Raw genomic sequence first — 12,131 nt, 5'->3', positions numbered from 1 at the left:
ATTATGAAACCCATTGCTTTACTTTACTCGACAGTAGATGGGCAGACCAAAAAGATCTGTCACTTCCTGGCGGAATATCTACAACAAAAAAATCACCCTATCTACCTTTGTCCTATCGACTCGTTTAAAGAGGAACTTTCTAATTTTAAGTCCGTCGTTATTGGAGCCAGCATCAGGTATGGAAAACACAGGCCTGAAGTAGGAAAATTTATTTCAGAAAACCAGCAAGTCCTGGAAAAGCTGAATGCTGCTTTTTTCTCTGTAAATCTCGTGGCACGCAAGGAAGATAAAAACTCGCCCAAAACCAACCCATACTTTATCAAATTCCAGGAGGAAGTTCCCTGGAAACCCAATCTTGCCGCAGTATTTGCAGGAAGTCTCGATTACAAAAAATATGGTTTTTTTGACAGGATAATGATCAAAGCCATCATGAAATTCACCGGCGGCCCAACCAAAACGCCAAAACCTATAGAATATACCAACTGGAAAAGGGTTCAGGAATTTGCAGAACAACTTAGCGCCCTCCAACAGAAAACCTAGGTGCAATCCGCAGAGAAAGTCACAGGTTAAAGCAAAATGAATTCCAAAAAAGGGTACTTAAAAATGCCATTTTTGGCACCCTAGAAATTCAGAATTACACTTTTAGAAGTGGAAAATGTCAATCGGTACTTTTCTCCTAACTTCCGATTTTGTCTTTTAGCTCTTGCAGGTTAACAGTAGATTGTTCGCCGCTCGTCATGTCTTTCAGGGTAAACTGCCCGTCTTCTATTTCTTTGGTTCCCGCCAGTACTACAAAAGGAATTTCCCGTTTGTTGGCATGGTTCATCTGCTTCTTCATCTTGGCTTCTTCCGGATAAAGCTCGGCTGCAATTCCGCCAGCGCGCAATGCTTTTATGGCCTTAAGACAATACAGGCTCTCTTTGTTTCCGAAGTTGATGAACAATGCCCTCACATTTCCGGCTACGGTTTCAGGAAATAGGTCGAGTTCTTCGAGCACAAGGTAAATTCGGTCAAGCCCAAAAGAAATTCCAACACCACTCACCCCGCTCATTCCGAAGATCCCGGTGAGGTCATCATACCTTCCACCTCCGCCAATGCTACCCATGGCAACACCTTTTGGCGCTGAGACTTCAAAAATGGCACCTGTATAGTAATTTAAGCCGCGGGCAAGGGTAACGTCGAGATCGAGATTTGCCTCATAAAGCCCAAGTTCGGCAAGCGCATTATTGATGAATTCGAGTTCTTCAATTCCTTTTTTGCCAATTTCAGAAGTTGCTAAAATGTCTTTTAGAACCTCAATTTTTTCTAAAAAACTTCCGTGTAAATCGAAAACTCTCTGGATCTTTTCAATTGCTTCCGAAGAAATTCCTTTTTCCTGCATTTCCTTCTTTACACCATCCTCGCCTATTTTGTCGAGCTTATCTAAAGCAACCGTGAAATCTATAAGTTTATCAGATTCTCCAATGACTTCAGCAAAACCTGAAAGCACCTTGCGGTTGTTCATTTTTATGGTCACTCCTTTTAGACCCAAAGAAGAAAAAACGGCATCATACAGCTGCACGAATTCTACTTCCTGCCACAGGCTGTCACTGCCCACCACATCGGCGTCACACTGAAAGAACTCTCTAAAACGCCCTTTTTGAGGCCTGTCTGCTCGCCACACCGGCTGAATCTGGTAACGCTTAAAAGGAAATTCGAGCTCATTTCTATGCTGCACCACATAACGGGCGAAAGGTACTGTAAGGTCGTATCGCAGGGCTTTTTCGCTTATAGAAGAGGTGATCTTAAGGCTGTCTTTTTGGTTAAAAGCCTCCTGATTTGCCTTTTTAAGGAAATCTCCTGAATTAAGGATCTTAAAAATGAGCCTGTCGCCTTCATCGCCATATTTCCCCATCAAGGTCTCACTGTTTTCAAAGCTGGGGGTTTCTATAGGCTGAAATCCGAATTTCTCGAACTGCTCCCGAATTGTTTGCATTATAAAATTTCTTTTCGCTACTTCGGAAGGAGAAAAGTCACGGGTTCCTTTGGGTATAGAAGGTTTTTGGGCCATTTTTGATCTTGTTCTTTAAGGCACAAATATCTGAAAAATAAAAAGAATCCCGAAGAAGGATTTACTCTGTGTTTTGTAACAACAGCCGGCGAAATGCGTCTAACTCCTAAACTGAAACTTCTGTATGTTTCCACTTTTTAAAGAAAACTTTCGAATTGCCTTCTTTTCAATTAAAAGTCAGGTACTAAGAACTGTGCTCACCGTGATGATCATAGCTATTGGGATCACTGCGCTTGTAGGCATTTTAAGTGCGGTTTCGGCACTTGAGAACACCATAACCAGCGATTTTGCTTCTATGGGAACCAATACTTTCAACCTGCAACGTTACGATTCCCAGATACGGGTAAATGGCGGAGAAAGAGACAAGGTAAACCCGATTATTAGCTATCGGGAAGTGAAGGAATTCAGGGACAATTACGAATTCCCACAAACGCAGGTGTCTATTTCGTTTACCGGAACTTCGAGGGCAGAGCTTAGGCATGAAAGTGAAAAAACCGATCCGGAAGCCAGTGTTTTGGGGGTAAATGAGAATTATGTCTCTAACTCGGGGCTTAGTGTAGAAGAAGGCCGGGATTTCAGCATTTTTGACATTGAGAACAATAACAATGTAGCAATTATTGGCGCCGATGTAAAAAATGGCATCCTTGAAGGAATGAATCCGCTGGATAAAATTATATCCATCCGCGGGGTGAAATTCCGGGTGATTGGGGTGCTGGAGTCAAAAGGATCTACCTTTGGGAACAACCAGGATCTTAGGGTACTTATTCCGCTGCAGGTGGCCAGGTCAATGTATACCCACTCTAATATTAACTACAATGTGAGCGTGCGCGTGGAGGACCAGGAGATGCTCGAAGGGGCCCAGGACGAAGCGATTATTACCTTTAGAAATGTTCGCGGACTCAATCCTGTAGAGGAAAATAATTTTGGTATTGCCAAAAGTGACGATCTGCTTAACCGTATTTTTTCAATCACCCAGTATCTTAACATCGCTGCGTGGGTAATCTCTATCATTACTATTTTTGGATCTTCTATTGCCCTTATGAACATCATGCTCGTTTCGGTAAGTGAGCGAACCCGGGAAATTGGGGTGCGAAAAGCTTTGGGTGCCAAGAAGAATACCATTGCTTTTCAATTCTTTATGGAAACCCTTATCATTGGGCAAATGGGTGGGATTATCGGGATTATCTTCGGGATTCTAATTGGGCTAATAGTATCTACTTCTGTAGGCTTCGATTTCACAACGCCGTGGATGGCTATTATTTGGGCTACCGCAATCACTATTATTGTTGCTGTTTTAGCCGGTAGTTATCCTGCAGCCAAAGCAGCTAAACAAGACCCTATAGAATCGTTGAGATACGAGTAAATCGAGTTATGAGTTGTGAGTTTTGAGTTATGATAAACTCCGAACCCTTCAACTCTTAACCAAGGTTCAGGTGTTTTTCAAAGAAGTTGTACAGGTCTCCTTTTGTGATCACTGCTCCCTGCTGAATAAGCGCAAAAATATCCTTGTTGCGGTCGTCGCTGATATTCTTTGAGGAAGTATAAAGGGAAACACGATCATCCATCAGGTTTTGCTGCAACCACGCATATCCATGTCTTGTAGTAACATCTACTGCTTCATTCTTTACCTCTATGGCAATAAGGTTTATGGTAAGTTCGGTAACCTTGAATAAATAGATCTGGTTAGGCGAGAAATGCTCCAGGTATTCAGCTTTATTGAGTACTCCTTCCCACACCAGGTCACTAAACACATCCAGTTCCTGCTCTGCCACTTCAGGTTTATTGGTTTTTATCTCCTTCCACTCCTCTCCTGTTATGGACTGGCTGGCCAAAAAGTTGATAAATTCCTGCTGCAACTCTTCAAATTGCTCTTTTGTTAATCGGGCGTACTTCATTCTGAGGGTTTAATGTTTAAGGTTTAATTTTCTAAGATCTTTTTTATTAACTCTGAATTTTTAACCATTAACCAAATAAAAAGCCCACTTCGTTAGAAGCAGGCTTTATATAATATTTGTTCAGCAATTAAGCTTGTGCTTCAGCTACAACTTCAAAGCTGTAGTTAGTAACTACTTCACGGTGAAAACGCAAAGTCGCTTCGTACTGACCTAATCTTTTGATGTTACCACCTGCAATAGAGATGTATTTCTTGTCGATATCAACACCTTCTTTTGAAAGCGCTGCAGCAAGATCGGCATCGGTTACAGATCCATAGATCTTATCACCTGCACCAGCTTTTGCTGTTAAAGTGATCTCTATGCCCTGTAGCTTAGCAGCCTGACCTTTAGCCTCGTCAATTTGTTTTTTCTCTTTGTATGAACGCTGCTTCAAAGTCTCTTCAAGGACTTTTCTTGCAGAAGGGGTTGCCAATACAGCAGCACCTTGAGGGATCAAAAAGTTTCTGCCGTAGCCCGGTTTTACCGATACAACATCATCTTTAAATCCTAATTTCTCTACGTCTTTCTTTAATATCAATTCCATAATAGCCCCTTTTTATTTTAGTAAATCGCCAACATAAGGCATTAATGCTAAATGACGTGCACGCTTAACGGCTACAGCCACTTTTCTTTGATACTTCAAAGAGGTTCCGGTTAAACGACGTGGCAACAATTTACCCTGCTCGTTTACAAAACTCATTAAGAAATCTGGATCTTTGTAATCAATATACTTAATCCCAGATCTTTTAAAACGACAGTATTTTTTTGTCTTGCTGGTCTCGATATTAAGAGGAGTAAGATATCTTATCTCTCCGTCTTTCTTTCCTTTAGCTTGTTGTTCAATTGATGACATACCTTACGCTTTTTCTTTGTTTCTGTTTCTTCTCTTTTCAGCCCAGGCTACAGCGTGCTTGTCTAACTTTACAGTTAGGTAACGCATCATACGCTCATCTCTGCGAAATTCAACCTCAAGAGGGTTAATAGCTTCACCAGGAGCGGTGAATTCGAAAAGGTGGTAAAATCCACTTTTCTTGTGCTGAATAGGATAAGCTAGTTTTTTTAGCCCCCAATTCTCTTTTGATATCATCTCGGCACCGTTAGAAACAAGAAAATCTTCGTATTTCTTAACTGTTTCCTTTATCTGGTCATCAGATAAAACGGGATTCAAGATGAAAACAGTTTCATAATGATTCATAAAAATTTACTTTAAATTTAATTGGCTGCAAAAGTAACACTAATCTTTCATATAACAAAAAAGAAACTACAGGGGTAAACTGCTTTTTTAATCGATGAAATGAGCTTTTTCTTTTTTTTATAATATTTTTTAATTATTATTGCTAATACTAACCTAATAATAAGTGTTAACCAAAACTAAGTGGAAGAAGTTATACTCAAATGTGCGGTCGTTGATGATTCCAGCTTACAAAGACTATCTATTGTAAAGCTAATTAAAGATCATCCCAATCTCAAGCTTGTGGCCGAATATAACAACGCCATTGAAACTAAGAACGGCCTCCTCGATACCGAAGTTGACCTTATATTTCTTGATATAGAAATGCCCATTCTTTCAGGTTTTGACCTATTGGATGACCTTCCCAATAAACCACAGATTATTTTTGTTACCGGGAAAACAAAATACGCATTTAAAGCTTTTGATTATGATGCAGTAGATTACCTACATAAACCTATCTCTAAAGACCGGTTCCTGAATGCTGCCTCAAAAGCAATAAATCTTTACCGGCTTAAACATGATGGTATCCCGCCAGAAGATGACAACTACATTTTTGTAAAGAGCAATTTGAAGAACCGAAAAGTTTTTCTCAATAAGCTGAAATATATAGAAGCACTTGGTGACTATGTGAAATTTGTAACCGAAAAAGATAATTTCGTGGTACTTGCCACTATGAAGTCTTTTGAGAATCAGTTACCCTCAAATAAATTCCTGAGAATTCACAAATCCTACATTGTAAACCTCGACAAAATTGAGCGTTACAACAGCAGGAATATTGAGATTGACAAACAACAGATCCCGCTTAGCAGGCATAAAAAATCAAATCTTATTGAAGCCTTAGCCGCAAATCAATAAGGATCTACATTAATTACTGTTTTCACACCCCTGTAAGCACCTATAGCTTTAAAGCTTTGCAAGATCCTGCCAATTAATTTCTTTGTCTTTGATAAAGACTGTCCCTGCGGAATTTTTACAAGAATATTTTTATAGTACTCGTTCCTTATTCTCGCTACCGGCGGAAATTCCGGTCCTAAAACATGCTCCCTAAAGGTATTTTTTAAAGAAAGGGCAAGCCAGTCTGCCCCCTCATTTACTCTCGAATAATCCCTGCCTTTAAGCGAAATCTTAATAAGCCTGTAGAATGGCGGGTACTTATAATTGCGCCGCTCTTCCAGCTGCTCTTTATACATCTCGTGATAACTATTGGTAGAGACCTGCTGCACGATTTGATGATGAGGATTAAAAGTCTGGATAAGAACCAGACCTCGCTTCTGGGTTCTTCCTGCCCTGCCCGCCACCTGCAACATTAATTGGAAGCTGCGCTCATGAGCCCTGAAATCGGGGAAGTTTAGGAGCGTATCGGCATTCATGATGCCAACCAGCCTCACATTTCTAAAGTCGAGACCTTTGGTCACCATTTGTGTCCCCACCAGGATATCGATCTTTTCTTCTTCAAAAGCCGAAATTATTTTCTCATATCCCTGCTTTCCACGGGTGGTATCAAGATCCATCCTACCTATTTTATGATCGGGAAAAAGTGCCTTTAGCTCAGTTTCCACCTGCTCGGTACCCAGACCTTTGGTAGAAAGTTCAGGGCTATCACAAGCCATACATTTTTGCTGCATAGCCATGTGGTAACCGCAATAATGGCAACGCAACTGGTTGCTATGACTGTGATAGGTCAAACTCACATCACAATTAGGACATTGGGGCGAATGGCCACAAGTGTTACATTCTAAAATTGGACTAAAGCCACGACGGTTCTGAAAAAGAATTACCTGCTCCTTATTCTTCAGGGTTTCTTTGATCTCTTCCAGCAGCCTGTCCGAAAAATGGCCTGTCATGCGTTTTTTACGGTGCTTCTCCTTAATATCCACGATCTCTATTTCGGGCAGCAGTACATCGCCATAGCGACGTGCCAGGTTCACCAGTCCGTATTTAGAGTGATCGGCGTTGAAGTAAGATTCCAGCGAAGGCGTGGCCGATCCCAACAACACTTTCGCATCCTGCAGTTTTCCCAGTACCACAGCTGTATCCCGCGCATGATATCGTGGCGCAGGGTCATATTGTTTGAAAGTAGATTCATGCTCCTCATCTACGATCACCAAACCTAAATCATGAAAAGGAAGAAAGATACTCGAGCGCACCCCAATCACTATACGTGCTGTTTCTTTATTTTGCAGCACACTTTGATACACCTCTACCCTCTCATTAACCGAATACCTGCTATGAAAAATAAGCACCTGCTCACCAAAATAATTCTGAAGTCTGGCAATAAGTTGAGCGGTAAGGGCTATTTCGGGCAGCAAATACAACACCTGCTTTCCCTGAGAAATGGCTTTCTCAATAAGCTTTACATAAATTTCGGTTTTTCCGGAGGAAGTGATTCCGTGGAGTAAACATACATCCTGCGATTCAAAAGAAGATTTGATCTCCTGTAAAGCCTTTTCCTGATATTCATTAAGCTGCAGGTTTTTTCCGTGGTTTTCGAGATCAAAGCTGAAGCGGGAAATTTCTAATTTAAGTTCTTCTAAAACACCTTTATCTATAAGAGATTTAATTACTGAAGCTGAAGCACCGCTTTTCCTAGCCAGTTCAGAAACTTTTACTGAATATTTCCCTTTGGCCGACTTTGCTGAGATCCCAAAAAGGGTAAAAATCACCTCCCTTTGTTTTGGAGCCCTGTTTAGATCATCAAGCAGTTCATGCATGGCTGCCTCCTCTAAATACCGGTCATGAAGTTTTACAAAGCGCTCAACTTTAGGCTTGTACTGCTCATATATTTCCTGGTTCACTACCGCCAGCTTTTTCTCCACCAAAGAATTAATTATTGGGAGCACAGTCTTTCTATCGAGCAGCTGGATAATTTCATTGATCTTTAAAGATGACTTGGTTTGCAAGGCTTCTACCAGCAAAAATTCGTCATCACTCAGCGCGTCGTCATCAATTTCGACATCTTTTGCAAGCTGCACTATAGTTTCACTCTCCAAAAGAAAGGGACCGGGCAAAGCCGCCCGAAGCACCTCCCCTTCTGAACACATATAATAAGACGCCACCCAGCTCCACATTTTCAACTGGCCCGCTGTCACCAAAGGGGTTTTGTCGAGAATTTGCTCTATAGGTTTGGCCTCGTAGACTTCAGGAGGTCTTTGATGTACTTCAGAAACAATTCCCGTATAAATTTTTGATTTTCCGAAGGGAACGGCCACGCGCATCCCCGGCTTTAGAAATTGCGCCTCTTCTTTGCTAACGTTGTAAGTAAAATGCTTCTCCAGCGGAAGGGGTAAAATAACATTGATGAAAAAAGGCATTTTTGAGGCTTGTGTTTTAAGCAAAAATAAGAGGAATTAACTGCAAAAATAAACCATCCTGAAAAGAATGGTTTATTAGGTATTTTTTAATCAGAAATTATTATTCTGCGGCAAGAAGATCATCTTTAAGTCCGTCATCGGCTGGCCTGTTAGACAGCCAGATTCCAAAAAGGGCTTTTTTAAACTCTTTTCCTGTAACTACACCGCGCTCTTTACCGTTCTTGTATGCCACCACTCCTTTTCCGGGGAGGTAAACCAGGTCAAAAATGTCATTTTTCTGAATGTCTTCCTTAAAGAAGCCAAGTAGTTTATCAATTTCACCTTTAATAGGGGCAGTATTGCCGCCGGTAGAATTCTCAAAACCTTCGGTCACTGCATCTACCATTTTATCGCTGGTAATCAATTTCGAGACAATGTGAAGCCTTATAGCCATAGGCTTATCGGCATTCAATATCTCCTGGGCATTGTTGTTCTTTTTGTCGAGATAAAGTGCGGCAGCGTAGAGGTCTATCCAAAGTTTTTCCCTCACACCAGCCCCGTTAAGGTAGAGTGTATGGTCCTGGAAATTTTGAGTAGCGGGAAGTACTACTCCTCCAACCTTTTTTTGAGCCACCGCTGTAGAGGATACCACTACAGCCACTAATAATAAAAGCAGTTTTTTCATAGATTCTTGTTTGTTAAAGATTACTTTTTGTTCCTTTTCAGCTTCATCAAAGAAGCATTGAGTTCAAAACCCAGCAACAATATATTAGAATTTATCCATATATAGAACATTAAGATCAATAATGCTCCAATAGAGCCGTATAATTCGTTATAAGCTGAAAAGTTTTCAATATACAACCCAAATAGATAGGTATTCAGTAAAATAAAGATCGTACAAAAAAAAGCTCCTATCGAAAAGAAACGGCTTAGCCTACTTTCTTTGGTTCCAAAATAATAAAGTATGGCTATGGCCAGATATATCATTGTCGTGAAGATCACATACCTCCCCAAATTCGCCCAAATCACTGCATCGTTTACTACCTGCAGCACTTTAAGATCTTCGGTTAGGTAGGTAAGATAAACCCACACTACTACAGTAATAAGCAATAATAGCGCCAGAATTAAAGAAACGCCCACAGCAATAAAGTACTGTCTTATTATAGACCGGTTCTTTTTGGTGTGGTAAGAGAATTCAAAACCGGTAAATACTGCGTTGACGCCATTTGCCATAAGAAAAATGGACAACAAAAAAACTATGGAAAGTAATCCCCCTCTTTTCCTGGCCGCGATATCGTAAAAGATATCGTTAAAGAACTCACTGGTTTCGGGCGGAAGCAGGGAATCTACAAACGCCAGGAACTCGAGCTGGAAGTCGTCTATAAAATCTATGAAAGGAATCAGGTTTAGAATAAACAGCAGGAACGGGAAAAGCGCCATAAAGAAGCTGAAAGAAATAGCACTCGCCCGCGCCGAAAAAGTTCCCTTTACAATACCCGCATAAAAAATAATGTAGAGATCGTAAAGAGACAGACCTTCAAGCCCGGGCAGGACTATCTTTTTCGCATGGCTCGTCCACCAATAGGTAAAGCCTTCCTTTTTTTTAGCACTTGTTTTCTCGCCCTTACTCATTTACTACACAGCTTTTAAGCTGAGATCAAGGTTATAGACAGAATGCGTCAGGGCCCCGCTCGAGATAAAATCAACACCGCAATCGGCATATTTTCTGGCAGTTTCAAGGGTGATGCCGCCGCTGGATTCGGTTTCACAACGTCCTGCAATTAAAGTAACAGCCTCCCGGGTTTCGTTGTAATTAAAGTTGTCAAGTAAAATTCTATCCACTCCCCCGGCTTTGAGGATCTGCTTTATCTCATGAATATCCCTGGCCTCCACAATGATCTTCAAATTCAGGTTGTTGCTGGCAAGGTAGTCCTGAGTCTTTAGCACCGCAGTTTCTATGCCTCCCGCAAAATCTATGTGATTATCTTTTAGCATGATCATATCGTAAAGTGCAAAACGGTGATTTTCTCCCCCGCCAATCTTTACGGCCCATTTCTCCAGGGCTCTTATCCCTGGCGTGGTTTTTCTTGTGTCGAGTATTTTGGTGTGAGTGCCTTCAAGTTTATCGGCAAAAGTGCGGGTTTTAGTCGCTATGGCACTCATGCGCTGCATGGCGTTGAGCACAAGCCGTTCGGCTTTGAGAATAGATTGCGAAGCCCCGTCAATATAAAAAACAACATCTCCTTGCTTGATACTGCTGCCATCCTGCATCAACACCTCCATTTTCATTTGAGGGTCTACTTTTTCAAAAACGCGGCGCGCAAAATCGACTCCCGCAAGGATCCCACTGTCTTTAACAAGTAATTTCGCTCTTCCGCGGGCATTTGCCGGGATACAGGCCAGGGAACTGTGATCGCCATCTCCTATATCTTCCCTTAAAGCATTTTCAATAATTAATTCAATTTCCTTTTCAAATTGTTCTTTTGAAATCATTGGAGTACCTATTTTTGCTAAAGTTACAAAGTAAACACTTAAATTTTACCATGACCATAAAATTGCTGACAATAGGAAAAACCGATGATAAGGCTTTGCAAAACCTCATTGATACCTATGTCAACAGGCTGGGATTTTACAACAAGTTTGAATTTGAGATCATCCCCGATCTCAAGAAGACCAAAAACCTTTCTGTAGACCAGCAAAAAACTGCGGAAGGTAAGTTGATCCTTGAGAAAGTGACTACTTCAGATGTTGTGGTATTGCTTGATGAAAACGGAAAACAATTCTCTTCGGAAGCTTTTTCAGAATATATTCAGAAGCGTTTAAACAGCGGCATGAAGCAGCTCATTTTTGTTATTGGCGGCCCTTATGGCTTTTCCGAAGAAGTCTATTCGCGCGCCGACGGAAAGATCTCCCTCTCAAAAATGACATTTTCACACCAGATGGTAAGATTGTTCTTTGTTGAGCAGCTATACCGGGCTTTTACCATTCTTAAAAACGAACCCTATCACCATAAATAACAGCATATGAAACTGGTTTTTGCCACTCAGAATAAAAATAAAGTAAAAGAAATACAGGCCCTGATGCCAAAAGGAATTGAGCTGCTTTCGCTTGAAGAGATTGGCTGCAGCGAAGATATTCCTGAAACTTCTCCTACTATTGAAGGCAACGCCATTCAAAAAGCCGATTATGTAAAGGAAAAATACGGTTATGACTGCTTTGCCGATGATACAGGGCTTGAAGTTGCAGCTTTGAACGGGGCGCCGGGGGTTTATTCGGCCAGATATGCAGGCGAAGAAAAAAGCAGCGATGCGAATATTGATAAATTACTGAAAGAACTTCAGAACAAAGGAGATCGCAGCGCCCGCTTCAAAACGGTCATTGCACTTCATTTTGAGGGGCAGCTTCACACCTTCACCGGAATTTGTTCCGGAAATGTCATTTTTGAAAGGAAAGGACTACAGGGTTTTGGCTATGATCCTGTCTTTCAACCCGAAGGAAAAGAGGTAACATTCGCTGAAATGGAGCTTTCAGAAAAATCTAAAATTAGCCACCGTGCACGCGCAACCCAACAACTCATTGACTTTCTTGCCTCAACGAAGCTGTAAATATAAATGTAATAAGCTGCT

At 41.2% G+C, this 12,131-nt stretch carries 14 protein-coding genes; 5 read left to right on the top strand and 9 right to left on the bottom strand.

The window, feature by feature from the left end:
* Positions 1-3: 3 nt before the first annotated feature.
* On the top strand, positions 4-540 hold the full coding sequence (hemG, locus tag ACQ93I_RS04430; protein WP_431697411.1) for a menaquinone-dependent protoporphyrinogen IX dehydrogenase: 537 nt from the start codon (positions 4-6) through the stop codon (positions 538-540).
* A gap of 136 nt (positions 541-676) precedes the next feature.
* On the opposite strand, the gene hisS is transcribed toward hemG, so the two are convergent.
* The gene (hisS, locus tag ACQ93I_RS04425; RefSeq protein ID WP_431697332.1) at positions 677-2,050 is read right to left on the bottom strand and encodes a histidine--tRNA ligase; all 1,374 of its coding nucleotides are present in this window, start codon (positions 2,048-2,050) and stop codon (positions 677-679) included.
* A 124-nt stretch (positions 2,051-2,174) separates the two neighbouring features.
* Here hisS and ACQ93I_RS04420 point away from each other — a divergent pair, with 124 nt between their 5' ends.
* Positions 2,175-3,413 carry an ABC transporter permease gene (locus ACQ93I_RS04420; RefSeq protein ID WP_431697330.1) on the top strand — a complete coding sequence of 413 codons (1,239 nt, stop codon included), beginning with the start codon at positions 2,175-2,177 and terminating at the stop codon, positions 3,411-3,413.
* 55 nt (positions 3,414-3,468) lie between these two features.
* Here ACQ93I_RS04420 and ACQ93I_RS04415 read toward each other — a convergent pair whose 3' ends face one another.
* The 4 genes from ACQ93I_RS04415 to rpsF all read right to left on the bottom strand — a co-directional run bounded on the left by ACQ93I_RS04415 (position 3,469) and on the right by rpsF (position 5,179).
* Positions 3,469-3,945: a DUF6495 family protein gene (locus ACQ93I_RS04415; protein ID WP_431697329.1), complete on the bottom strand. Its 477-nt coding sequence runs from the start codon at positions 3,943-3,945 to the stop codon at positions 3,469-3,471.
* Positions 3,946-4,072: 127 nt separating this feature from the next.
* A complete protein-coding gene (gene rplI / locus ACQ93I_RS04410) occupies positions 4,073-4,528 on the bottom strand; it encodes a 50S ribosomal protein L9 (RefSeq protein ID WP_431697328.1) in 456 nt (151 codons plus the stop codon).
* Positions 4,529-4,540: 12 nt separating this feature from the next.
* Positions 4,541-4,837 carry a 30S ribosomal protein S18 gene (gene rpsR / locus ACQ93I_RS04405; RefSeq protein WP_037324607.1) on the bottom strand — a complete coding sequence of 99 codons (297 nt, stop codon included), beginning with the start codon at positions 4,835-4,837 and terminating at the stop codon, positions 4,541-4,543.
* 3 nt (positions 4,838-4,840) lie between these two features.
* Complete coding sequence (gene rpsF / locus ACQ93I_RS04400; protein WP_029036470.1) at positions 4,841-5,179, bottom strand: 30S ribosomal protein S6; 339 nt, start codon at positions 5,177-5,179, stop codon at positions 4,841-4,843.
* A 180-nt stretch (positions 5,180-5,359) separates the two neighbouring features.
* On the opposite strand from rpsF, the gene ACQ93I_RS04395 reads away from it, so the two are divergent.
* Entirely contained in the window at positions 5,360-6,070 is a 711-nt protein-coding gene (locus ACQ93I_RS04395; protein ID WP_431697325.1) for a LytR/AlgR family response regulator transcription factor, read from the top strand.
* Here the strand turns inward: ACQ93I_RS04395 and priA are convergent.
* From priA to nadC, 4 genes are all read right to left on the bottom strand, one after another.
* Positions 6,064-8,526, bottom strand: a complete 2,463-nt coding sequence (gene priA / locus ACQ93I_RS04390; protein ID WP_431697323.1) for a replication restart helicase PriA — start codon at positions 8,524-8,526, stop codon at positions 6,064-6,066. The genes ACQ93I_RS04395 and priA overlap by 7 nt on opposite strands.
* 100 nt (positions 8,527-8,626) lie before the next feature.
* Positions 8,627-9,190, bottom strand: coding sequence for a chalcone isomerase family protein (locus ACQ93I_RS04385; RefSeq protein WP_431697322.1), 564 nt, complete (start codon positions 9,188-9,190; stop codon positions 8,627-8,629).
* Positions 9,191-9,210: 20 nt separating this feature from the next.
* Positions 9,211-10,137: a YihY/virulence factor BrkB family protein gene (locus ACQ93I_RS04380; protein ID WP_266067720.1), complete on the bottom strand. Its 927-nt coding sequence runs from the start codon at positions 10,135-10,137 to the stop codon at positions 9,211-9,213.
* A gap of 3 nt (positions 10,138-10,140) precedes the next feature.
* Positions 10,141-10,998, bottom strand: a complete 858-nt coding sequence (gene nadC / locus ACQ93I_RS04375; protein ID WP_431697320.1) for a carboxylating nicotinate-nucleotide diphosphorylase — start codon at positions 10,996-10,998, stop codon at positions 10,141-10,143.
* 50 nt (positions 10,999-11,048) lie between these two features.
* On the opposite strand from nadC, the gene rlmH reads away from it, so the two are divergent.
* Together rlmH and ACQ93I_RS04365 are read left to right on the top strand one after the other, a co-directional pair.
* Positions 11,049-11,522, top strand: coding sequence for a 23S rRNA (pseudouridine(1915)-N(3))-methyltransferase RlmH (gene rlmH, locus ACQ93I_RS04370; RefSeq protein WP_345597629.1), 474 nt, complete (start codon positions 11,049-11,051; stop codon positions 11,520-11,522).
* A 6-nt stretch (positions 11,523-11,528) separates the two neighbouring features.
* Positions 11,529-12,110, top strand: coding sequence for a non-canonical purine NTP diphosphatase (locus ACQ93I_RS04365; protein WP_431697319.1), 582 nt, complete (start codon positions 11,529-11,531; stop codon positions 12,108-12,110).
* The last annotated feature ends 21 nt before the right edge of the window (positions 12,111-12,131 follow it).

This window comes from Salinimicrobium sp. WS361, from assembly GCF_050750585.1.
Lineage (GTDB): Bacteria > Bacteroidota > Bacteroidia > Flavobacteriales > Flavobacteriaceae > Salinimicrobium.
The sequence above is the reverse complement of the archived record's forward strand: the minus strand, read 5'-3'. Positions and strand labels throughout refer to the sequence as shown.

Coding starts and splice junctions, on each gene's coding strand:
- hemG (WP_431697411.1), top strand. CDS start 4: ATGAAACCCATTGCTTTACTTTACTCGACAGTAGATGGGCAGACCAAA.
- hisS (WP_431697332.1), bottom strand. CDS start 2,050: ATGGCCCAAAAACCTTCTATACCCAAAGGAACCCGTGACTTTTCTCCT.
- ACQ93I_RS04420 (WP_431697330.1), top strand. CDS start 2,175: ATGTTTCCACTTTTTAAAGAAAACTTTCGAATTGCCTTCTTTTCAATT.
- ACQ93I_RS04415 (WP_431697329.1), bottom strand. CDS start 3,945: ATGAAGTACGCCCGATTAACAAAAGAGCAATTTGAAGAGTTGCAGCAG.
- rplI (WP_431697328.1), bottom strand. CDS start 4,528: ATGGAATTGATATTAAAGAAAGACGTAGAGAAATTAGGATTTAAAGAT.
- rpsR (WP_037324607.1), bottom strand. CDS start 4,837: ATGTCATCAATTGAACAACAAGCTAAAGGAAAGAAAGACGGAGAGATA.
- rpsF (WP_029036470.1), bottom strand. CDS start 5,179: ATGAATCATTATGAAACTGTTTTCATCTTGAATCCCGTTTTATCTGAT.
- priA (WP_431697323.1), bottom strand. CDS start 8,526: ATGCCTTTTTTCATCAATGTTATTTTACCCCTTCCGCTGGAGAAGCAT.
- ACQ93I_RS04385 (WP_431697322.1), bottom strand. CDS start 9,190: ATGAAAAAACTGCTTTTATTATTAGTGGCTGTAGTGGTATCCTCTACA.
- ACQ93I_RS04380 (WP_266067720.1), bottom strand. CDS start 10,137: ATGAGTAAGGGCGAGAAAACAAGTGCTAAAAAAAAGGAAGGCTTTACC.
- nadC (WP_431697320.1), bottom strand. CDS start 10,998: ATGATTTCAAAAGAACAATTTGAAAAGGAAATTGAATTAATTATTGAA.
- rlmH (WP_345597629.1), top strand. CDS start 11,049: ATGACCATAAAATTGCTGACAATAGGAAAAACCGATGATAAGGCTTTG.
- ACQ93I_RS04365 (WP_431697319.1), top strand. CDS start 11,529: ATGAAACTGGTTTTTGCCACTCAGAATAAAAATAAAGTAAAAGAAATA.